The sequence below is a fragment of the Halorussus sp. AFM4 genome (assembly GCF_051194995.1).
In the GTDB taxonomy this organism is placed as follows: Archaea; Halobacteriota; Halobacteria; order Halobacteriales; family Haladaptataceae; genus Halorussus.
In genome coordinates, this window is record NZ_JBNTJT010000001.1 from 1,275,481 (window position 1) to 1,294,704 (window position 19,224).

The following is a 19,224-nucleotide window of genomic DNA, read 5'->3' on the forward strand; positions in this document are numbered from 1 at the left end:
TTACGTCTCTTCCTGGTCGTCGTCCTTGATGTCCTGGAGGCGGTCGATGAGCTCGTCGTTCGAGGCCCCGATCTCGAAGTCGACGGTACCCTCGTGGGAGTTCTCTTCGGTGTCGACGCCGCTGTCGTCGTCGAGATCGGCGTCGTACTCCTGGTTGTCCTGTTCGGACTCGTCGTAGCTCCCAAATCCCATGTGCACGAGAATGTAGGACCTTCGACCACTAAAGTCCCCCGCCGCCCGTCAGCGTTTTGAGGGGTGGCGCCGAACAGCCCGGCATGTCAGTCCACAACGTCACCGCAGAGGCGGAGACGTTCACCTGCAACGCCTACCTCGCGGAGGGCGAGCGGACCGTGCTGGTCGACGCCGGGAGCATGCCCGGCGTCGTCGACGCCGTCGCCAACTACGTCGACGACGTGGACGCGGTGGCGCTGACCCACCAGCACGGCGACCACGTCGCCGAGCTCGACGCGGTGCTCGACGCCTACGACGCGGAGCTGCTGTGCTACGGCGACCACCAGCGCCGGACCCGGAAGCTCGAGGACGGCGACACCCTCACCATCGGCGACGAGGAGTTCGAGGCGGTGTACTCGCCGGGCCACGCCGACGACCACCTGGCGTTCGTCTCCGACTCGACCATCTTCAGCGGCGACGTCGTGGTGTACAGCGACGGGGCGTTCGACGACGGGAGCTTCGGCCGGACCGACACGGCGGGCCAGTCCCGCGAGCGCGAGATCGAGAGCATCCGGCGGATCCTGAACCGCCTGCCCGCGGGCGTCGAGCACATGTACGCCGGCCACGGCGACGAGTTCCACGGCGACGTCCGCGCGGTCGTCGAACGCGCCCTCGAGCGCGCCGAGCGCCGCGAGCCCAAGTACCCCGAGGAGTAGTTCCGCGACGCGGAACCGACAGTCGTTTTACCCTTCGACGCGCCCGTCCGAGTCCCGACAGATGAAGGCCCAGGAGAAGGTCGCGGCGTTCTTCGCCGAGCACGACATCGAGGGCGAACCGGCCTACCAGATACTCGACCTCGCCTCTGAGGTCGGCGAGATCGCCAAGGACGCGGCCGCCTCGACCGACTACGGCGCGGCGCCCGACGGGCTCGACGTGAAGTCCGACGAGTTCGGCGACGCGCTGTTCTCGCTGCTGGCGGTCGCCGAGTCGCTGGACGTCGACGCCGACGAGGCGCTGGACGAGGCGCTGGCGAAGTACGAGGCCCGCATCGAGGAGACCGGCGACCCGGGGTCGGGCGAGTAGGACGGCGTCGGACGCCGGAACGCGGCTCAGCTCTTCCCGTAGTCGAGCCACGGGAGCAGCAGCGCCAGCCACAGCGCGATGGCCGCGCCGGACTGGTCTCGAACTGCGGAGAGACGGGGTCAGTGAGAGACGAAGTCGACGACAGCACGGCGCTAGCCACTGCCGTCAGCTGTGTCCCGCACGGCACCGCACTGCGACAGCCTCACGCCTCCCCGGCCTCCCCGCTCGCTGCGCTCGCTCGTCCACCGTCGGAGGCACGCTCCGACGAGCCTTCGGTCACTTCGTTCCCGAAGACCTCGCGCAGTGAGGGCGGGGTCACGAGGGCCGCGCCAGCGCGCGCCGGGTGTCAAGTACAATCTCGCGCCGGGCAAAGCCCGGTTCGCGCCCTCACTCCCCGTCCTCGCTCATCTCGTCCTCCCAGTAGTCCACCGTCGCGTCCGCCGGGAAGTAGCCGGAGATATCGCGCTCGTCCGAGTCGCCGCCGGGCGGCGCGCCGGCGAAGACGCCCACCTTGTCGGAGTCGGGGTACCGGGTCACGTCCGGGTCGCGCATGGTCGAGACTGCCAGGTAGCGCACCGGTTCGTCGCCGTCGTTCCGGAGCGCGTGGGCGCCCTCCTCGCCCGCTGGAAACGCAGCGTAGTCGCCGGCCGAGACGGTCGTCTCGCCGTCGGGCGTCCGGAGCGTGGCCTCGCCCGACAGGACGTACAGCGCCTCCTCGTTGCCGGCGTGCCAGTGGTAGGGCCAGGCCTCCTTGCCGGGCGGGACCTCGTAGAGGCTGCAGCCCAGCCGCTCGCTGCCGGCGGCCTCTCCGAGCTGCTTCCGCCGGAAGGCGTGCTCGCCGCGCTCGGTGGTCGACCACTCGCGGTCCCCGGCGGTGACGATACGCTTCTCGGTGGCTCGTTCGTCGTCGGTCGTCTCGGCGTCAGTCGTCTCGGCGGGAGTGTCGTCGGCGTCCTCGGTGCCGTCGTCGGGGCTCGCCATACCGGCCGTTCCCGGCGCGCGGAGAAGTAGCTAGTCGGCGCGGCGATACTGAAAAGACCGCTGGAGACCGGCGGACCGCGATCAGGCGTTGCGCGGCTCCTTGCTCTTGGGCCGGAGCTTGCTGTAGCCGCACTTCCGGCAGTTGTCGGCGCCCTTGGGGTTGCGGGCGTTGCACCGCATGCAGATCATCTTGTCGAGCGTCCGCGCCTCCGCTTTCTCGAAGCTGGCCATACCGACCGGTTGGCCGCCGGGCCATTTAAGTCTTGCAGAGTCACGCCGAGCGCGGTCGTGCGGGGCGCGTGACCTCTCGGCCGGCGTCGAAAAGCTATACCCGTCGACCCGATGTTGACCGGTAGCATGAACCGCGCCACCGGCCGGGTCGCCGCGGCGCTCGTGGTCGGCGCCCTGCTCGTCGCCTCGGTCGCGGCGGCGATTTCGCCGGGCGTCGCGGGCGATCCGGCGAGCGCAGCGCCGGACGGCGCAGAACCGGACGGCGACGTCGCGGAGCAGGTCCTCGCCGAGGGCCGTCCGGCGGTTCCCGTCGAGGGCTGCACGGTCATCGCGGAACCGGGCCGGTACGTCCTCACCCGGGACGTGACGAACCCACGGGTCGAGACCTGCATCGCCGTCCGGGCCGACGACGTGACGCTGGACGGGGCGGGCCACGCCGTGGACGGGGGCCGCCTGGGGCAGGCGACCGCGGGCGTGTCGGTCGCGCCCGGCGCGGCGAACGTCACCGTCCGGGACCTGACCGTCTCGCGCTGGGCGTTCGGTATCCGATACGACGGCGTCACCGGCGGCGAGATCGCGAACGTGACCGCCCGGTTCGCCGCCGACGGAATCCACGTCCGCGACTCCCGGGACGTCGTCGTCCGGTCGGCGACCGCCGAGCACAACTTCGTCGGCGTGGCGGTCGGCCGGTCCGAGCGCGTCGCCGTCGCGGACACCGCCGCCCGCTGGAACGCGATCCACGGCGTCTCGCTCGCCGCGGCGACCGACGTCGCGCTCTCGAACGTCACCGCCGCGAGCAACGAGGTCGGCCTCGGTGTCTTCCGGGCGGTGGACGTCGCCGGCCGGGACGTGACGGCGGTCTCGAACCGCATGACTGGCGTCGAGTTGACGGGGGTCGCGGAGGGCCGAGTCGCGAACGCCACGGTCCGGGGCGGCGCCGGCGAGGCGTTCGTCCGGACGCCGCGCGGGTTCGTCGCGGTGGACGCGATCGACGTGGCGCTGGCCCGGACCCGCGACAGCCGGGTCGGGAGCCTCGCGGTCGGCCCGGACTGGTCGGTGTCGCTCGGCGCGCGGACGGTCAACACCTCGGTCACCGTGCTCGCCGACGGGACCGAGGCGGTCTCGCTCTCCGGGTCGGGCGTCGTCGTCTCGTCGGCCGCGGCACCGCCGCCCCCGCCGGACCGGGAGGCGCTCGGGCCGGCCGTCCGGGCGGAGGCGACCGCGCCGGACGCGACGCTCGCGCTGGCGGTCGAGTACGCCGACGTCGCCCTCGGGGTCGAAGACGTCGCGGAGGCGACCCTCGGTCTCTGGCGGTACGACGGCGGAGAGTGGGCGCCGGTCGCCGGCGGGCGCGCGGACGCCGACCGGAACCTGGTCCGGGCGACCGTGACCGACTTCTCGGTGTTCGCGGTGCTGGGCGAGCGGACCGCCGCTGTCGGCGACGCTACCCCCTCGGATTCGGCCGCGATCAACGGCTCCGGAGCGACCGGCGGTCCCGGCTCCTCGGACGAGCCCGACCCGTCGATGTGAGCCGGCGACCGGGCGGCGACAAGCCATAACTGGCCCTCCGTCGACCACTGGGCCATGTCCGACGGACGCGCCGCCGCGCTGCTCGCGCTCGCAGTCGCCCTCGGCGTCGTCGCCCCCGCGGGGGCGGTCGGCTCCGCAGGAGCGGCCAGTCACGGCGGAGGGGCCACCCCAGCAGAAGCGCAGACCGCAGCCACCGGCGTCACCGAGATCACCGGCTGCACCGCCATCACGTCGCCCGGCGTGTACGCGCTGGCGGGGGACGTGACCAACGCCTCGCCGGATCGCCCGCGGACCGGCCTCGGCGCCTGCATCGCCGTCCGGACCGACGACGTGACGCTCCGGGGCGGCGGCCACGTCGTCGCGGCGGGGCCGAACGGCGCGCCGGGCGCGGTCGGCGTGCTGGTCGGCGGGCGCGAGCGCCGGGCGAACGTCACGGTCCGGAACCTCGCGACGACCCGGTGGGGCGCCGGGGTCGCCGTGCTGGGGACGACCGGCGCGACGCTCCGGAACGTCTCGGCCCGCAACAACCTCGGCGACGGCGTCTTCGTCGAGAACGCGCCCGGCGTCGAACTCCGGAGCGGGACCGTCACCGGCAGCAACACCGGCGTGTTCGTCCGCGGCGCGCCGGACGCCCGCCTCGCGGGACTGAACGTCACCGACAACCTCGTCGGCGTCTCGGTCCGGAACGCCGACGGTGCGACGGTCGAGGACGTCCGGGTCGCCGGGAGCTCGCAGTACGGCCTCGGCGTCTTCGCCTCGGCGAACGTCACGGTGACCGACGCGACGTTCCGCGACGACGGCTTCGCGCACGTCGTCCTCTCTCGCGCCGACGGGGCCGCCCTGCGGAACCTCACGATAGGACCCGAGTCGGGAACGCGACCGGGGTCGGGAGGCACACCGGCCGCGCCCGCGACCGACACGGTCGGCGTCTACCTCGACGCCTCGACCGGCGTCCGCCTCGCCGACGTCTCGGTGGCCGACGCGCCGGGGACGGCGATCTACGCGGCCGGGAACTCGACCGCGGTCGGCGAGCGCGTCCGCCTCGGCGGGACCCGCCTGGGCTTCGAGCTCCGGGACGTCGCGCTCGACCCGGCGGCCGGGGTCCCGCCGCTCCCGCTCACCGAGCGCCAGGTCGTCGGCGAGCCGCTGCGCGCGGTGCCCACCGGCGAGGGGGCCCGGCTGTCGCTGTCGCTTCGATACGACGAGGCAGCGGTGGACCGCGCGAGCACGACCGAGGAGACGCTGTCGCTCTGGCGGTTCGACGCCGGCGAGGGGTGGCGGCGGGCGGCGTCGGCGGTCGACGCCGAGGCGGACGTCGCGAGCGCGGCGTTCGGGAACCTGAGCGAGAACGGCACGGTGGTCGCGCTCGTCGGCGAGGGACTCGCGGAGTCGGGGAGTGGAGAAGCAGGCGCCACAGAATCAGGGAACGCGACGGCGACCGCGTAGCTACGAGTCGCCGTCGGCCCGGGCCTGCTCCTCGCCGGCGTCGAGGTACTCCTGCTGGACCGCGACCACCTCGGTCGAGTCCTCGCAGTCGGCGTACCGCCGGAGGGGCTCGGCGTTGAGTTCGAGGAACGTCTCGCCCCACGTGAACTTCGAGAGGATCTGCTCGGCCTGCTCGCGCTCGCCCAGAATCGCGAGCGCCCCGGCGAACGCCTCGACGGTGTTGAGCCGGAACGGCCTGCCGTAGTTGACGGGGTTGGCCGCCACGAGGAACGGGAGCGCCCGGTGGACGCCGGGCATCTCGAACAGCGCCCGCTCGGCGGTCTCCCACGAGCAGTCGAGCGCGACCAGCCGGTCGGTCTCGGCGCGGTCGGCCGGCGACAGGGCCCGCTCGGCGTGGGGGTTGAGCACGATGCCGTAGGGCGTCGCCCCGGCGCTCCGGTGGAGCTCGGCGAGGTCGAACCGCGCGAGCTTCCGGGCGGTGCACTTCTCGGGGTCGTCGTCGCCCTCGTAGCGGACGTGGAGGTTCACTTTGTCGGTCGGAGGTTGGTGGCTGGCGGTGAAAAGTGACTCGTTCGGAGGGAGGTTCGCCCGAAAGGAGTCGATTACGACAGGGTAGCTGCGATTTCATTTCCGAAAGCCCCCGGTCGCTCGCGGTCGCTGGCCGACATATCCACGCCGCTCCACACAGTCCGGCGTGGATAGAGGTCGGCCAGACGACTAAATTGAACGCGAGCGACCGGCCCCTTGCAGTCCCGCTCGGGGATCTGGTTGGCCGGTCGTCGCTCGGTGGACTGGTCCACCCGGCGTGCGCTGGCGTCTCGGCGAGCGGAGCGAGCGTGACCGCCAGCCCGCGGGAGCTTTCGAGGAAGAAGACACGCGATCAGCAGTCAACGTGGCGATACAGAGGTCCGAGAGCTCCTACCTTGACGTCACTCGTAGGCGGGGATTCCAGTGAGGTCCTCACCGAGGATGAGGGTGTGGATGTCGTGAGTGCCCTCGTAGGTGTAGACCGTCTCCATGTTGGCCATGTGGCGCATCGGCGAGTAGTCCGTGGTGATCCCGTTCCCACCTAACATCTCGCGGGCCACCCGGGCCTGGTCGCGGGCCATCCGGACGTTGTTGCGCTTGGCCATCGAGACGTGCTGGGGGCGCAGGTCCCCGCGTTCCTTCAGCTCGGCCAGCCGGTGAGCCAGCAGTTGACTCGTCGTGATCTGGGTGGCCATCTCGGCGAGCTTCTGCTGCTGCATCTGGAAGCGCGCGATTGGGCCGCCGAACTGGTCGCGCTCGGTGGCGTACTCCCGGGCCGTCTCGAAGCAGTCGCGGGCCGCGCCGACCGCGCCCCACGCGATGCCGTACCGGGCCTGCGTGAGACACGACAGCGGACCCTTCATCCCCTCGACGCCCGGCAGTACCGCATCCTCCGGGACGTACACGTCGTTGAGCCCGATCTCGCCCGTGACGGAGGCCCGCATCGAGAGCTTCTCGTCGATCTTGTTGGTCGTCACGCCGTCTCGGTCGGTCTCGACCAGGAATCCGCGGACGGGATCGTCCTCGGCCGAGCGGTCACGGGCCCAGACGACCGCGACGTCCGCGATGGGCGAGTTGGTGATCCAGGTCTTCGAGCCGTTCAGCACGTACTCGCCGGCGTCCTTCTCCGCGGTGGTACCGCTCCGTTCCGAGGCGCTCCGCGCCTCGCGCTTCTCCGCGTACGTCTCCATCCCCGAGGGGTTCGAGCCGTGCTCGGGTTCGGTGAGCCCGAAACAGCCCACGAGTTCGCCCTGGCCGAGGCCGGGGAGCCAGCGCTCCTTCTGCTCGTCGCTGCCGTAGGCGTGGATGGGGTACATCACCAGCGCGCCCTGGACGGAGGCCATCGACCGGATGCCCGAGTCGCCGGCCTCCAGCTCCTGCATCAGCAGGCCGTAGGCGGTCTCGCTGACGTTCGGCGAGCCGTACCCCTCCAGGTTCGGCGCGTAGAAGCCCAGTTCGCCCATCTCGGGGATGAGCTCTGTCGGGAACGTGCCCTCCTCGAAGTGGTCGCCGATGTCGGGTCTGACTCGCTCGTCGACGAACTCCCGGGCGGTGTCCCGGATCATCCGCTCCTCCTCGTCGAGGTCGGCCTCGAGTGAGACGTAGTCCAGCATGCCGGGACCTGCGTCGGGAACCGTGAAAAGAGCACCTACTCGCGGGTATCGTGTGGCGCGCGAAGAAACAGAATTCGGCTCCGGTCCGGGCCAGCGGACGGCGTCGGCGTCCCCGCGGTCGCGGCCGATCTCAGAGCTGGACGTTGTCGTCGCGGCTCGCCGCGATGTCGAGGTACGCGTCGGCCTGCTCGGCGTAGGGCCCGCGCGCGACCACGTCGTCGGCCTCGTCGTACTCGACCAGGCCCATCGTCGCCAGCTTCGGCAGCTGGGAGTGGCGCAGCGAGGTGAACACCCGCTGGCAGTGCTCCTCGGACACCAGGTCGATGGGCTTGCCGGTCTCCCACGCCGCCACCGTGTCGACCAGCTCCCGGAGGTCGAGGTGGTCCTCGGCCTCCCGGAGCGCGATCAGGACGTACCGGCTGCGCTTGGAGGCCAGCGCGTCGAAGACGTTGTCCTGGGACAGCGGCGGTACGTCGAAGTCGGGCTGGCGCGGGGACGGCCGGGGCGCCGCCGTGCGTCCGTTACTGTCGGCTAAGTCATCGTTCATTGACGCAAGATAGACCGCGAACCGGGGTGTCTCTGCTGGCTCACTAGTAATGCAATTTAAGTACGGATTCCGCAAAACAGCGGGACTGCGGCGACCCCCGATTCGCGTGTTCCGGCGAGCAACAGATAACTACGCCGAGACCGCACCGCTCTCGCCGCCCGACTCGGTCTCCCGCACCTCGCGGACGAACTCGCAGAAGTTCTCGAAGACGAGCTTGGCCTCGCAGGCCGCCCGGTAGTTCTCCTCGGTGATGCCCGAGAGCACCGCCGCCAGGCGGTCGTCGTCGAGGTCCTTGCCCTTCGTGACCCGCTCGGCGGTCTCGGGGTCGTACTCGGGGTGGAACTGGACGCCGAACGCCCGGTCCTTCCGGAAGCCGTGGACGCCGTAGTCGTTGGTCGCGATCTCCTCGGCGCCCGGCGGGAGCTCGACCACGGCGTCCGAGTGGGTCGTGAAGGCGGTGAACCGCTCGTCGACCCCGTCGAACAGCCGCGAGTCGCCGGTGTGCTCGACCTCGCGGTAGCCGATCTCGTACTCGCCCATGTCGGCGACCTCGCCGCCGAGCACGTCCGCGAGCAGCTGGTGGCCCCAGCAGACGCCGAGGCAGGGCAGTCCCGCGTCGATGGCCTCTCGCACCCACGCCTTGGTGGGCGGAATCCACTCCTCGTCCCAGTAGACCGACGAGCGGGACCCCGAGACCACGACCCCGTCGAAGTCGAGGGTCTCGGGCAGCTCGCCGCCCGTCGCGTCGAACTCCACCAGGTCGGCGTCCAACTCCCGCCGGAAGTTCCGCCGGGTGTCGGTGCCGTCGTGGGCGGCGTTCAGGAACGCGATTCGCAGTCGACTCATCACTCGACTCAATACACCCCGTGGTCAAAAGGCGTTCCGCCGTGGGGAGTTCTGCCGGTATCGACGACTCGCCGCGACCACGGGTGTCCGGAGATCTGACCGATGTCAGCGTTTTTCCGCCCAGCGGTCGTAGGCGGTGTTCCCGTGACCGACGAACACGACATTACCGAGGTCGGCGAACGCGAGGCGCACGTCCATCACCGGAGCATCTTCGAGAACGACGACGCCGACCCGTCGACCGAGTTAGTCACGGTCGTCGCGGAGCTCAAGGGCGTCGCACAGGAGGAGCTCGATCCGCTGTACTCGTGGGCCGACAGTCTGGTGCAGGACCTCTACTCCTCGCCGCCGCCCGCCGAGGCCCAGGCCGTCGTCGAGTTCAGCTACGAGGGGTATCGAGTCACGCTCTACCAGGACGGCCACGCCGTCTTCACTGCTCGGTCCACTTCGTCGTGAGAGAGACGGTCGAACGAACGCGGAAAGGCAGTCCCGCAGTGCCGAGTCGTTCGCAACCTACTCCGTCGTGTTCTTCCTCCCGACTGTCGACGCCGCGACGCCGACCTGGTCGCCGATCGTCTCGGTGCTGGTTCCCCGGGAGTCCTGCTGGAGCAGGTGGAGGATCCGGCGGTCGACGTCGTCGAGTTCGTAGGACCCCATACGGGGTACGTCCGTCCGGAGCCCCGAGGGAGTACTGACGCGACCGCTGCCGGGAACGATAGCACGCGGTCAGTCGTATCCGTGCACAACCTCTTTGGGCTGTGTCGAGTAGAACAGGCCGATGAGCAAGGCCCAGGCCCTCTACGACCTCCTCACCGACGGCGAGGAGCTCACCATCGTCTGCCACAACAACCCCGACCCGGACTGCCTGGCGAGCGCGCTCGCGCTCGGGCGCATCGCCGCCGAGGCCGGCATCGACGAGCGCCGCATCCTCTACAGCGGCGACATCTCCCACCAGCAGAGCCGGGCGTTCGTCAACCTGCTCGAACTCGACCTCACCCAGTTCGACCCCGCGAGCGTCCGGGACCGGGCCGAGAACAGCCTCGTGGCGTTCGTCGACCACTCGGTGCCGGGCGTGAACAACGAGGTGCCCGAGGACGTCCCCATCGACATCGTCGTCGACCACCACCCGGCCGAGGGCATCGCGGCCCGGTTCGTCGACCACCGGGAGGCGGCGGGCGCGACCGCGACCATCATGACCGAGTACGTCGACGCGCTCGACGTCGAGTTCGACGACGTGCTGGCGACCGGGCTGCTGTTCGCCATCCGGCGGGAGACGCTGGGGTTCCTCCGGGGCGTGACCCGCGAGGAGTACGGCGCGGCCCAGATACTCCACGACCACGCCGACCTGGACATGCTCCGGCGGCTCTCGACGCCCGCGGTCAGCGGCGCGACGGTCGACGCCATCGCCGACGCGGTCGACAACCGGGTCGTCCGCGGGTCGGTGCTCATCTCCCACGTCGGCCGGACCAGCGAGCGCGACGCGCTCCCCCAGGCCGCCGACTACCTCGCCACGCTGGAGGGCGTCGAGACCGCCATCGTCTTCGGCATCGTCGGCGACGAGATCGAGCTCAGCGCGCGCTCAACCGACACCCGGGTCCACATCGGCAACGCGCTCCACGACATCTTCGACGACGTGGGCAGCGCCGGCGGCCACCGCGAGATGGCGGGCGGCCAGGTCCCGCTCGGGGTGTTCGCCGACCTGACCGCCGACGGGACCGACGCCGAACTGGTCGACATCGTGGTGAAGGTGATCACGAACCGGCTCATCGCGGGGCTCAAGCTCGGCGACGAGGGCGGCGAGTCCGGGGGCGGGAGCGACGGATCGTAGGGGAGTCCGGCGCGGACCCGGGCCGGCAAGCAGGTCGGCCCCGAACCCTCACTCCTTGTCGATGCGCTCCTCGCCCGAGAGGTCCCGCCGGAGCGCCGCCCGGTCGAGTTCGCCGGTCGCGCGCCGCGGGAGCGACTCGACCCGGGTGAGCTCCCGGACCGCCACCTCGTCGGGCAGTTCCGCGGCGAGGTCGTCCCGGAGCTCGCCGGGGTCGGCGTCGCCGACGAACGCCGCCAGCGCGCCCTGCTCGGCGGGCACCACGCCGACCGCGGTCACGCCGTCGCGGGCCTCCAGCGCGCGCTCGGCCCGCCGGGGGTGGACCCGGGCCGACGCCGACTCGAACCCCTCGCGCGCCGGCCCGAGGAGGTAGTAGTCGCCGCCCTGGCGGACCGCGAGGTCGCCGGTCGGTACCCACTCCGGGAAGGGGTCGGTGTCCCGGTCGTCGCCACCGTCCCCGTCCTCGCCGTCCGCGTCCCCCCGCAGATACCCCCGCGGCGTCACGGGCCCGCGGAACCGGAGCTCGCCGACCTCGCCCTCGGGGACCGGCTCGCCGCCCTCGTCGGCCAGCCGGACCTCGCAGTCGGGGAACGGCCGGCCCACGCGGTCGGGGTCGGCGGGGTCGCTCTCGGCGCCGTCGACGTCCCCACCGCCGCTCTCCGGCGGACAGTAGAGGTTGTTCGGACCGGTCTCGGCCCGGCCGTAGGTCCGGACCACGGGCGCCTCCCGGGCCAGCGTCTCGCGGACGTCCGCGGGCAGCGCCGACCGGCTGCCCGCCCAGCCGACGCTCCCGAAGTCGGTCGACGCGAACGCCTCGCTCTCGACCAGTTCGCGGTACTCGGTCGCCCCGGCGAACAGGGCGGTCGCGCCCTCCTCGTCGACGGCTGCGAGCGCGTCGTCGGGGTCGAACGCCCGGAGCACGACGACCCGGCCGCCGACGTAGAGCAGCGGCAGGGCGAGCCGGAGGAGCCCGTCGGCGTCCGAGAACGGCAGCATCGCGGGCGCGCAGTCGCCCCGGCCGAGCCCCCACGCCGCGGTCGCGGTGACGCAGTTCCACTCGACCGCCCGCGCCGGCAGGTCGACCACCCGCGGCGCGGTCGGCGGGTCCTCGTTCAGCGACTCGCCGGGTCGGTTCCTGCCCGGATCTTCGCCGACCGCGGGCCGGTCGGCCTCGTCCTTCGCGTGGATGTACGCCAGCGAGTCCTCGGGGCCTGGGTCGACCCGCTCGTAGTCGGCACCGTCGCTCCGGCCCAGTTCCTCGAAGGTGTGGGTCAGGTCGTCGGGGAGCTCCCGGACCAGGTCGCGCTGGGCCGCCTCGTGGACCACCGCCGCGGGGTCGACGGTCTCCAGCGGCTCCTCGACGGTCGCGGGGGTGAGCCGGTACGAGATCGGGGCGAATACTGCGCCGAGCCGCCTCGCGGCGAAGAACAGCGCCAGCGTCTCGACCCGGTTGCGCGAGAGCACCGCCACCGGGTCGCCGGGCCCCACGCCGAGCGCGGCGAGCCGGCGGGCCATCGCGTCGGCCTCGGATTCGAGGTCGGCGTAGCCGACCCGCCGGTCGGCGCTCGCGTCGACGATCGCGGTTCGGTCCCCCCAGAGCGCGGCCCGGCGTTCGAGCGAGAGCGTCATGGCGAGTGGTTCGTGGTCGCCGGATGTAGGCGTTGTTGCGGCGTCGACTCTAGCTACCTAGAGCTGCCAGCCCGCCGCCGGATTTCAGTACTAAGCGTCTATCTCCATCGCGGTACTCCGCCGAGAGGTGACTGTGATGATGGAACACGACCGCATCGCAGATTGCATCGCCATCGCGCTGGTCCTGTTCGGACTCGCACTCGCGAGTGCCGGAGCCGGGACGTTCGGTGTCGCCGCGGCACCGCCGCAGGCGGACGCCGACCAGACCGCCGGGAGACTCACCGACGGCGGGACGCGATTCGACTTCCCGATAGACAACGTCACCGCCGGCGTCCACGTGTCGCTGTTCGCGTTTCCGATTAACAACGCGACCCTCGCGTCGGGGTCAGTCGAGATCCCGTCCGACCTGTCGTGGGCACGGGGGGCAGTTCTACTCGCGCTCGGGCAGGATATGGACCCGTATTGACAATCATGACTGGAGACGACGCAACCGGTAACCTGCGGGTGGCGTCGACGCGAGCACCGAGGGCCGGCGATCCGGATATCGTCCTGACGAGAGACGGTGGTGCCCGCACGGAGTTGCAGCGCGTGAAGCTCGCGGCGGTAGTCGTACTCCTCGTCGCCGAGGCCCTCGTCGCGCTCGCCGTCCTCGCGATGGTCCTGGGGTAGCGTCCCAGCGGAAGGGCATCTCGAACGCCGAAGCGCCGGGATCGGTCAGTCCTCGGCGTGTTCGGTCAGGAAGCCGACGACGTCGTCGTTGACCGCCTTCGAGCGCTCGACGAAGAAGAGGTGCTCGCCGGGGAACGTCCGGAGTTCGCCCTTCGGGAGCCGGTCGGCCAGCAGGCGGCCGTTCTCGACCGGGACCACCCGGTCGTCCTCGCCGTGGAGCACGAGCGCCGGCATCGCAATCTCGTAGAGGCGGTCGCTGACGTCGAAGTCGGCTATCGCCTCGAAGTGGGCCCGCTGGGACTCGGGGTCGGCGTCCTCCTCGCGTCGCCACGCGATGATCCGGTCGACCAGGTCGTCGGTCTCCAGCAGCTCGTCGCCGGCGACCGGTTCGAGCGACCGCCGGAGCGAGTCGGGGTCGTCGGGGCTGGCCAGCAGTCGCTCCCGGACGTCGTCGGGGACGGGGCTCGCCCGGGGACCGCCGGGCGAGGTGCCCAGCAGCGTCAGCGTCCGGGCCCGGGAGAAGTCCAGCGCGTACTGCAGCGCCACCATCCCGCCCAGCCCCGCGCCGACCAGGTGGGCCGTGCGGGCGCCGTAGTCGGCCAGGACGGCCTCGACGTCGGCGGCCAGGTCGGCGACGGCGTAGGAGTCCCCGGCGTCGGAGCCGCCGGTGCCCCGGGTGCTCGGGACCAGCACCTCGAAGGGGCCGGCCAGCGCGGGGAACTGCCAGCTCCACTGCCAGGGGCCGTAGCCCGCGTCGGCCAGCAGCACGACCGGCGCGTCGCCGACCGACCCCTCGTCGTCGCTGACCTCGTAGTGGACGGAGACGCCGGCGTTGTCCGCGGAAGGCATGGCCGGGGGTTCGGGGCCGGGGCGTTTCAACGCGGCGGTTCGGCGGTCGCGGTTGGGTAGGGGACTCGGGTCGGTCCCCGGTCCGGAATCAGAGCCGCTCGACGTCGACGACGTCCGCCGACCCGTCGACGACGGCCCGGAGCCGGTCGCCCGCGGCCTCGACGGTCACGGCGACCCGCCAGGGGTCGGTGTCGAGGAGTTCGGTGTGGTCGTCCGACGAGACGAACGCCAGGTCCCAGACGGGCCGGGCCGAGAGGTCGACGCCCCGGTCGTAGCAGAACGACACCACCGCGGGGTGGTCGAGCAGGTGCTCGCCGGCCCGGGTGTAGTGGAACGCGCCGCAGTGGTCGCACGCTTGCCGGACCAGCACCTCGTTCGCGGCGTCGTCGGCGTACTTGTGGTCCGCGTCGGGATCGAGCAGCCGGGTGTCCATCCGGCCCGAGCACGACTGGCAGACGGCGTTCGACAGCGACGAGAGGTAGTCCCGGATCCGCCGGTCGACGACCCGGAGGGTCTCGGCCCGCGAGTCGGGGTCGACGCTGCTCGGCGGCAGGTGGCAGTGGTAGTAGCTGCTCCCGCAATCGGGGCACTCGATGCGGAATAGCAGGTCGCGGTACTCGCCCTCCAGGCGGGCGCCGCAGGCGTGGCAGTCGGCGTCGAGGTCGAACGGCTCGACCCGGAGGCGCTCGGTGAACGTGCCCGCCCGGAGCGCCTGGTACACCTGCACCCCGGGGAACCGGAGGCGGTAGCCCGTCGTCCCGTCGGACCGCTCGACCTTCTCGACGAAGTGGCCGACCAGCTCGCCGAGGTGGTAGTTGAACCGGCCGCTCCCCGCCACGTCGGCCCGGTCGCGCAGCTCCGAGAACGGCAGCGGGGTCACCGCCCCGGGCTCGGCGGCGTCGCCGAGCGCGCGGAGTATCGCGAGCCGGGTCGCGTCCCCGAGCAGGGTGAACGCGTCGTCGGCGTCGAGTCGGGTGTCGGTCTCGACGTCCAGTTCCTCGGACATGCTGTCCCGACCCACGCAGTCGTCCGACAAACGTCTTCGGAAGCGACGCCGTACCGGTACGCCGAGCGACGCCCGTTCGGTGATCGCGGTAACGGAGCTGTCGGATAGGCTGCGGTTTCGCCGGTCCGTCGTTCGATTCCCAGGAACGGGGACATCGCGTAACACCCCATTGTATAAACCCTTTCCACGGGGCAACTATAGCCGAAACATCGTTCTCCGTTGCACCCACCTGTCGGGGGGCGCAAACGTTCCGTTTATCGCGGAACGGCAACGGGGTCCTTAGTGAACAATCGCCGGAGTTCCGGACGGTTCACCGCGCTACACGCGCCGGCGGACCAGGGTACCGAGATGAGACACGAACGAACCAAGTCACGACTTTCGGACGAGGAACGTCGGAACTTCCTGAAGACGCTGGGCGTCGCGGGTGCGGCCGCCGCGGGGAACGCCGCCGTCGACGAGGTGACGCTGGACGACCTCCGGGAGGCGGTGACCGTCGAGTCGACCGGGGAACTCGCGGCGATGGGCGAGGCCATCCGGACCGACATGACCGGCGAACTCGACGCCGACCTGCTCGCGGGCGAGACGGCGGGCGTCGCCGACTCGATCGACCGGCTCTCGGACGTGCGTGCGACGGGGGTCCCCGACAGGGGCGAGGAACTGTACGCGCAACTGACCGACGCGGCGTGGAGCGTCGCCGACCACCTATCGGAGGTGGGCTTCTACGCCAGCGCCGAGGCCAACCTGCCGCGGTTCACGTCCGACCACATCGAGGCGACGACGCGCCAGCTCGTCAACACCGAGGCGCTCGGGGCGGCGCTCTCGGCGGTCGGGTTCGACGGGCGCGAGCGGACCGCACTGGTCGCCAACGTGGTCGAGCGGGCCGACGACCTGGCGCTCTGGGAGCCGACGTGGGTGTTCGAGGAGGCCGAGGTCGGCGAGGTCAACCCGGAGTACGTCGCGCCGCTCCACCAGCGGGCCGCCGAGGGCGCGCTGCTGTGGATCGACGGGCTCGACAGACACCTCCGGCAGAACGAGGTGCTGCTCACCGACGAGATGCTCGACGACGGCGTCGCCGACGTCCGCGCGATGCTCGGCGGGTTCTACCTGCTGGGCGACGCGGTCGAGCGACTCGCCCGCGGCGAGGTGTCGGACGCGGAGCTGACCGGGCTGGTATCGGGGAGTACGGCGATGATGATAGCCAGCCAGACCGACCTGCAGTACGACCTCGTCCGCATCAGCGACGACATGCGGGCGCCGCGGGCGGGAGGTGACTGATCATGGTAGAAGAGCGAGTTCCCAAACCCGGAACGTCCGAGATCAAACAGTTCGAGAAGGTCGACGACATCCCGAAGCGCGACATCACCCAGCAGCAACTCCTCGACAGCGGCGACGACCCCGAGGGGTGGCTGCTGTACGGCAACAACTACGAGCGCCACCACCACACGACCGCCGACATCATCACACCGGAGAACGTCTCGGACCTCTCCATCGAGTGGGAGATCGACAATCTCCCGCGCGCGGGGTCTGCCGCCGGATTCCAGGGGTCGTCGCTGGTGGTGCCGGGCGACCCGCCGATCCTCTACCAGGTGAACGGCCCGGAACAGACCCGCGCCATCAACGCCCGGACCGGCGACATCCTCTGGTTCCACATGTACCACCCGAAGTCGCCGGTGGCGTTCGAGGATCCGCCCGCGAACCGCGGCCTCGCCGTCTACGGCGACACCCTGTTCAAGGCCACGCTAGACTACGGGGTGCTGGCGCTCAACCGGTACAACGCCAACGAGCAGTGGTACTACAACGGGGCCTACGAGTACCGCAACGAGAAGGCCGAGGGACCGCCGTCGATGGCGATGCACGACGAGCTCCAGGCGTGGGAGAAGAACAGGGGCGAGGCCTCGAACTACCCGCTCGTCGTCTACAAGGACACCCTCTTCAAGGGCAGCATGGGCGGCGAGTACGGCGTCCACGGCTGGGCCGAGGGCGTCACCACCGACGGCGAGCGCGACTGGCACCAGGGGCTGACCCCGCCCGACCAGTGGGTCGGCGACGCGTGGAAGCACGGCGGCTCGACCGTCTGGCAGGCTCCCGCGCTCGACCCGGAGACCGGCACCGTGGTCGCCGGGACGTCGAACCCCGGCCCGTGGTTCGGGACGGTCCGGCCGGGGTTCAACCCCTACACGGCGGGCAAGGTCGGTCTCGACTGGGAGACCGGCGAGTTCCAGTGGAACTACCAGGAGTCGCCCCACGACTGGTGGGACTACGACTCGCCGAGTCCGGCCGCCATCTTCGAGGCCGAGGTCGACGGTGAGACCCGGAAGCTCGCCTCGTGGCCGGGCAAGACCGCGTGGGTGTACACGGTCGATCTCGAAACGGGAGAACTCGTCCAGCGCAGCGAGGAGTTCTCCGAGCACTACAACACGTGGAACCTGCCCGAACAGAGCTTCGGGCGCTCCGACTGGATCCTGCCGAACCTCATCGGCGGGACCGACCCGCAACCCTCGTCGTACGACCCGCAGCGCAACCTGCTGATGTTGAAGGCGACGAACGTCCCGATGAAGCTGAAGTGGCAGTACATCCAGTACGAAGTCGGCGAGGAGTACGAGGGGATGACCGACATCAGCGCCGACGAGATGCAGCGGCCGAAGATAGAGGGGTGGGACCAGCCCGCGGGCAACATCACCGCGATGGACCCCGTCACGGGCGAGATCAAGTGGCAGGACTGGCTGAACAAGAGCCCGTGGGGCGGCGTGATGACCACGACGACCGGCCTGACGTTCGCCGGAACCGCTTCGGGCCTGTTCATCGCCTACGACTCCGAGACCGGCGAGCGGCTCTGGACCAACAAGCTGTCGGCCGGACTCGACGGGAACCCCATCAGCTGGGTCGACCCGAAGGTCAACAAGCAGTACGTCTACATCCAGGGCGGCGGCGACGGGCAGAACTCTATCGCGGCGTACTCGCTGGAGGGCGGATCATGACCGACGACACCACCGAATCCACGACCAGACGCACGTTCCTCTCGGCGACCGCCGCGACCGGCGCGGCCGTGGGAGTCGGGAGCCTCACCGGCGTCGGCGACGTGCTCGGCGCCGGCCGACAGCAGGACGTGGCGACCCACTACCGACTCGGCGGCAAGACCGCGGGCTGGCAGGGGCTCGAACCCCCGTCCATCGCCCAGGCCGTGAATCCGGTACTGAACCTCGAAGCGGGGAAGAAGTACGCGGTCACCTGGAAGAACATCGACGGTGCGCCGCACAACTTCGCCATCCTCGGGCAGAACGGCAACGTGCTGTTACGGACCGAGATCATGTCCCAGACGGGCGCGACCCAGACGGTCCGGTTCACCGCCTCCGAGCAGATGGACGTCTACCTGTGTCAGGTCCACCCGACGTCGATGCGGGGCCAGATCGCGATGGGTGCGGCGGCGCCCCAGGGTAACCAGACGACGGTCGCGAACCAGACCACGACGACCATCCCGAACCCGACCGCGGTCGCGGAGAACGAGACGACCCACCCGCTGGCCGACGAGTTCGGGGAGAACCCCCAGAAGTTCGTCGCGGAGTTCCAGCCCGCGGAGGGGGTCCAGACCGACGCGCGCGGGACGACCTACTTCGTGCTGCACCCGCCGAACGGCGAGGAGGCGAAGCTGATGTACTCGATGTACCTGCAGAACATCGAGAACGTGACCAGCGCCGGCATCTACCTCGAGACCGAGGGGACGGATCCGCTCGTGGCACCGCTGTTCCAGCCGGAGAACCCGACCGACCAGATAGACGGGTCGCTCGTCGACTCGCTGCTGGTGGCCGAGGATCTCCAGGGCCCGTTCGCGCAGGAGACCCTGCTGCGGCTCATCGAGGCCATCCGCAACGACAAGGTCTACGTGCAGGTCAGCACCGACAAACATCCCAAGGGCGTGCTGCGCGGGCCGATCCGGGCGATCGCGGAGACCGGCGGCAAGCGACTCGCGAACGAGACCACCGCGGCGGCCGCGGAGACCACGCCCGCGGGCGACGCGACCACCGAAGCGGCCGGCAACCGGACCGCAGGCAACGAGACGGGCGCGAAGGGAGTCGACACCGGCGACCTCGTCCAGGCGGCCCGCGCGCCCGGGTTCGGCGCGCTCTCGACGCTGGGCGGGCTCGCCGGCCTCGGCGGCTACCTGCTCTCGCGGGGCGACGACGACTGACGACCGCACCGCTTTTTTCGCGGTCGGTGGACCCGTCACGGGTCGGGTCCGCGCTCGACCGCCGGCGCCCTCGCCTCGCGAGGCGGA

Annotated in this window: 22 protein-coding genes; 11 read left to right on the forward strand and 11 right to left on the reverse strand. The window is 70.9% G+C overall.

Annotated elements, in window-relative coordinates:
* Positions 1 to 192 carry a DUF5786 family protein gene (locus ACQUQF_RS06605; protein ID WP_435176986.1) on the reverse strand — a complete coding sequence of 64 codons (192 nt, stop codon included), beginning with the start codon at positions 190 to 192 and terminating at the stop codon, positions 1 to 3.
* Positions 193 to 275: 83 nt separating this feature from the next.
* Between ACQUQF_RS06605 and ACQUQF_RS06610 the strand changes: the two genes are divergently transcribed.
* Together ACQUQF_RS06610 and ACQUQF_RS06615 are read left to right on the forward strand one after the other, a co-directional pair.
* Positions 276 to 887, forward strand: a complete 612-nt coding sequence (locus ACQUQF_RS06610) for an MBL fold metallo-hydrolase (RefSeq protein WP_435176988.1) — start codon at positions 276 to 278, stop codon at positions 885 to 887.
* A 61-nt stretch (positions 888 to 948) separates the two neighbouring features.
* Positions 949 to 1,254 (forward strand): nucleotide pyrophosphohydrolase, encoded by a 306-nt coding sequence (locus ACQUQF_RS06615; protein ID WP_435176990.1) that lies wholly within the window; start codon positions 949 to 951, stop codon positions 1,252 to 1,254.
* A 387-nt stretch (positions 1,255 to 1,641) separates the two neighbouring features.
* Here the strand turns inward: ACQUQF_RS06615 and ACQUQF_RS06620 are convergent, their stop codons facing one another.
* Positions 1,642 to 2,235, reverse strand: a complete 594-nt coding sequence (locus ACQUQF_RS06620) for a cupin domain-containing protein (protein WP_435176992.1) — start codon at positions 2,233 to 2,235, stop codon at positions 1,642 to 1,644.
* Between the two features lie 81 nt (positions 2,236 to 2,316).
* Entirely contained in the window at positions 2,317 to 2,466 is a 150-nt protein-coding gene (locus ACQUQF_RS06625) for a 50S ribosomal protein L40e (RefSeq protein WP_435176994.1), read from the reverse strand.
* A 126-nt stretch (positions 2,467 to 2,592) separates the two neighbouring features.
* Between ACQUQF_RS06625 and ACQUQF_RS06630 the strand changes: the two genes are divergently transcribed.
* Together ACQUQF_RS06630 and ACQUQF_RS06635 are read left to right on the forward strand one after the other, a co-directional pair.
* Entirely contained in the window at positions 2,593 to 3,996 is a 1,404-nt protein-coding gene (locus tag ACQUQF_RS06630) for a right-handed parallel beta-helix repeat-containing protein (RefSeq protein WP_435176996.1), read from the forward strand.
* Positions 3,997 to 4,050: 54 nt separating this feature from the next.
* On the forward strand, positions 4,051 to 5,442 hold the full coding sequence (locus ACQUQF_RS06635) for a right-handed parallel beta-helix repeat-containing protein (protein ID WP_435176998.1): 1,392 nt from the start codon (positions 4,051 to 4,053) through the stop codon (positions 5,440 to 5,442).
* On the opposite strand, the gene ACQUQF_RS06640 is transcribed toward ACQUQF_RS06635, so the two are convergent.
* From ACQUQF_RS06640 to ACQUQF_RS06655, 4 genes are all read right to left on the reverse strand, one after another.
* On the reverse strand, positions 5,443 to 5,970 hold the full coding sequence (locus ACQUQF_RS06640) for a DUF367 family protein (protein WP_435177000.1): 528 nt from the start codon (positions 5,968 to 5,970) through the stop codon (positions 5,443 to 5,445).
* A 401-nt stretch (positions 5,971 to 6,371) separates the two neighbouring features.
* Positions 6,372 to 7,583 carry an acyl-CoA dehydrogenase family protein gene (locus ACQUQF_RS06645; protein ID WP_435177002.1) on the reverse strand — a complete coding sequence of 404 codons (1,212 nt, stop codon included), beginning with the start codon at positions 7,581 to 7,583 and terminating at the stop codon, positions 6,372 to 6,374.
* Between the two features lie 130 nt (positions 7,584 to 7,713).
* Positions 7,714 to 8,130, reverse strand: coding sequence for a DUF7344 domain-containing protein (locus ACQUQF_RS06650; RefSeq protein ID WP_435177003.1), 417 nt, complete (start codon positions 8,128 to 8,130; stop codon positions 7,714 to 7,716).
* A 129-nt stretch (positions 8,131 to 8,259) separates the two neighbouring features.
* Complete coding sequence (locus ACQUQF_RS06655; RefSeq protein WP_435177005.1) at positions 8,260 to 8,976, reverse strand: type 1 glutamine amidotransferase; 717 nt, start codon at positions 8,974 to 8,976, stop codon at positions 8,260 to 8,262.
* 144 nt (positions 8,977 to 9,120) lie between these two features.
* Between ACQUQF_RS06655 and ACQUQF_RS06660 the strand changes: the two genes are divergently transcribed.
* Complete coding sequence (locus ACQUQF_RS06660) at positions 9,121 to 9,429, forward strand: HalOD1 output domain-containing protein (RefSeq protein ID WP_435177007.1); 309 nt, start codon at positions 9,121 to 9,123, stop codon at positions 9,427 to 9,429.
* 57 nt (positions 9,430 to 9,486) lie between these two features.
* Here ACQUQF_RS06660 and ACQUQF_RS06665 read toward each other — a convergent pair whose 3' ends face one another.
* On the reverse strand, positions 9,487 to 9,630 hold the full coding sequence (locus tag ACQUQF_RS06665; protein ID WP_435177009.1) for an AsnC family protein: 144 nt from the start codon (positions 9,628 to 9,630) through the stop codon (positions 9,487 to 9,489).
* A 121-nt stretch (positions 9,631 to 9,751) separates the two neighbouring features.
* Here ACQUQF_RS06665 and ACQUQF_RS06670 point away from each other — a divergent pair, with 121 nt between their 5' ends.
* Entirely contained in the window at positions 9,752 to 10,801 is a 1,050-nt protein-coding gene (locus ACQUQF_RS06670; RefSeq protein ID WP_435177011.1) for a DHH family phosphoesterase, read from the forward strand.
* Between the two features lie 48 nt (positions 10,802 to 10,849).
* Here the strand turns inward: ACQUQF_RS06670 and ACQUQF_RS06675 are convergent, their stop codons facing one another.
* Positions 10,850 to 12,427, reverse strand: coding sequence for a class I adenylate-forming enzyme family protein (locus tag ACQUQF_RS06675; RefSeq protein WP_435177013.1), 1,578 nt, complete (start codon positions 12,425 to 12,427; stop codon positions 10,850 to 10,852).
* A 136-nt stretch (positions 12,428 to 12,563) separates the two neighbouring features.
* Here ACQUQF_RS06675 and ACQUQF_RS06680 point away from each other — a divergent pair, with 136 nt between their 5' ends.
* Both ACQUQF_RS06680 and ACQUQF_RS06685 read left to right on the forward strand, forming a co-directional pair.
* On the forward strand, positions 12,564 to 12,893 hold the full coding sequence (locus ACQUQF_RS06680; RefSeq protein WP_435177015.1) for a hypothetical protein: 330 nt from the start codon (positions 12,564 to 12,566) through the stop codon (positions 12,891 to 12,893).
* Between the two features lie 5 nt (positions 12,894 to 12,898).
* Complete coding sequence (locus ACQUQF_RS06685) at positions 12,899 to 13,096, forward strand: hypothetical protein (protein ID WP_435177017.1); 198 nt, start codon at positions 12,899 to 12,901, stop codon at positions 13,094 to 13,096.
* A 45-nt stretch (positions 13,097 to 13,141) separates the two neighbouring features.
* On the opposite strand, the gene ACQUQF_RS06690 is transcribed toward ACQUQF_RS06685, so the two are convergent.
* Positions 13,142 to 13,945: an alpha/beta fold hydrolase gene (locus ACQUQF_RS06690; RefSeq protein ID WP_435177019.1), complete on the reverse strand. Its 804-nt coding sequence runs from the start codon at positions 13,943 to 13,945 to the stop codon at positions 13,142 to 13,144.
* Between the two features lie 88 nt (positions 13,946 to 14,033).
* Positions 14,034 to 14,951, reverse strand: coding sequence for a winged helix-turn-helix domain-containing protein (locus ACQUQF_RS06695; protein WP_435177021.1), 918 nt, complete (start codon positions 14,949 to 14,951; stop codon positions 14,034 to 14,036).
* 348 nt (positions 14,952 to 15,299) lie between these two features.
* Between ACQUQF_RS06695 and ACQUQF_RS06700 the strand changes: the two genes are divergently transcribed.
* From ACQUQF_RS06700 to ACQUQF_RS06710, 3 genes are read left to right on the forward strand one after another with little or no spacing between them, the layout of a single operon-like run.
* Entirely contained in the window at positions 15,300 to 16,226 is a 927-nt protein-coding gene (locus ACQUQF_RS06700) for a twin-arginine translocation signal domain-containing protein (protein WP_435177023.1), read from the forward strand.
* A 2-nt stretch (positions 16,227 to 16,228) separates the two neighbouring features.
* Complete coding sequence (locus tag ACQUQF_RS06705; RefSeq protein ID WP_435177025.1) at positions 16,229 to 17,929, forward strand: PQQ-binding-like beta-propeller repeat protein; 1,701 nt, start codon at positions 16,229 to 16,231, stop codon at positions 17,927 to 17,929.
* On the forward strand, positions 17,926 to 19,137 hold the full coding sequence (locus ACQUQF_RS06710; RefSeq protein ID WP_435177027.1) for a CHRD domain-containing protein: 1,212 nt from the start codon (positions 17,926 to 17,928) through the stop codon (positions 19,135 to 19,137). Before ACQUQF_RS06705 ends, ACQUQF_RS06710 begins: the two co-directional genes overlap by 4 nt.
* Positions 19,138 to 19,224: the final 87 nt, after the last annotated feature.

Bases quoted from the DNA above. Each gene is read 5' to 3' on its own strand.
- ACQUQF_RS06605 (WP_435176986.1), bottom strand. From the start codon at position 192: ATGGGATTTGGGAGCTACGACGAGTCCGAACAGGACAACCAGGAGTAC.
- ACQUQF_RS06610 (WP_435176988.1), top strand. From the start codon at position 276: ATGTCAGTCCACAACGTCACCGCAGAGGCGGAGACGTTCACCTGCAAC.
- ACQUQF_RS06615 (WP_435176990.1), top strand. From the start codon at position 949: ATGAAGGCCCAGGAGAAGGTCGCGGCGTTCTTCGCCGAGCACGACATC.
- ACQUQF_RS06620 (WP_435176992.1), bottom strand. From the start codon at position 2,235: ATGGCGAGCCCCGACGACGGCACCGAGGACGCCGACGACACTCCCGCC.
- ACQUQF_RS06625 (WP_435176994.1), bottom strand. From the start codon at position 2,466: ATGGCCAGCTTCGAGAAAGCGGAGGCGCGGACGCTCGACAAGATGATC.
- ACQUQF_RS06630 (WP_435176996.1), top strand. From the start codon at position 2,593: ATGAACCGCGCCACCGGCCGGGTCGCCGCGGCGCTCGTGGTCGGCGCC.
- ACQUQF_RS06635 (WP_435176998.1), top strand. From the start codon at position 4,051: ATGTCCGACGGACGCGCCGCCGCGCTGCTCGCGCTCGCAGTCGCCCTC.
- ACQUQF_RS06645 (WP_435177002.1), bottom strand. From the start codon at position 7,583: ATGCTGGACTACGTCTCACTCGAGGCCGACCTCGACGAGGAGGAGCGG.
- ACQUQF_RS06650 (WP_435177003.1), bottom strand. From the start codon at position 8,130: ATGAACGATGACTTAGCCGACAGTAACGGACGCACGGCGGCGCCCCGG.
- ACQUQF_RS06655 (WP_435177005.1), bottom strand. From the start codon at position 8,976: ATGAGTCGACTGCGAATCGCGTTCCTGAACGCCGCCCACGACGGCACC.
- ACQUQF_RS06665 (WP_435177009.1), bottom strand. From the start codon at position 9,630: ATGGGGTCCTACGAACTCGACGACGTCGACCGCCGGATCCTCCACCTG.
- ACQUQF_RS06670 (WP_435177011.1), top strand. From the start codon at position 9,752: ATGAGCAAGGCCCAGGCCCTCTACGACCTCCTCACCGACGGCGAGGAG.
- ACQUQF_RS06675 (WP_435177013.1), bottom strand. From the start codon at position 12,427: ATGACGCTCTCGCTCGAACGCCGGGCCGCGCTCTGGGGGGACCGAACC.
- ACQUQF_RS06680 (WP_435177015.1), top strand. From the start codon at position 12,564: ATGATGGAACACGACCGCATCGCAGATTGCATCGCCATCGCGCTGGTC.
- ACQUQF_RS06685 (WP_435177017.1), top strand. From the start codon at position 12,899: ATGACTGGAGACGACGCAACCGGTAACCTGCGGGTGGCGTCGACGCGA.
- ACQUQF_RS06690 (WP_435177019.1), bottom strand. From the start codon at position 13,945: ATGCCTTCCGCGGACAACGCCGGCGTCTCCGTCCACTACGAGGTCAGC.
- ACQUQF_RS06695 (WP_435177021.1), bottom strand. From the start codon at position 14,951: ATGTCCGAGGAACTGGACGTCGAGACCGACACCCGACTCGACGCCGAC.
- ACQUQF_RS06700 (WP_435177023.1), top strand. From the start codon at position 15,300: ATGAGACACGAACGAACCAAGTCACGACTTTCGGACGAGGAACGTCGG.
- ACQUQF_RS06705 (WP_435177025.1), top strand. From the start codon at position 16,229: ATGGTAGAAGAGCGAGTTCCCAAACCCGGAACGTCCGAGATCAAACAG.
- ACQUQF_RS06710 (WP_435177027.1), top strand. From the start codon at position 17,926: ATGACCGACGACACCACCGAATCCACGACCAGACGCACGTTCCTCTCG.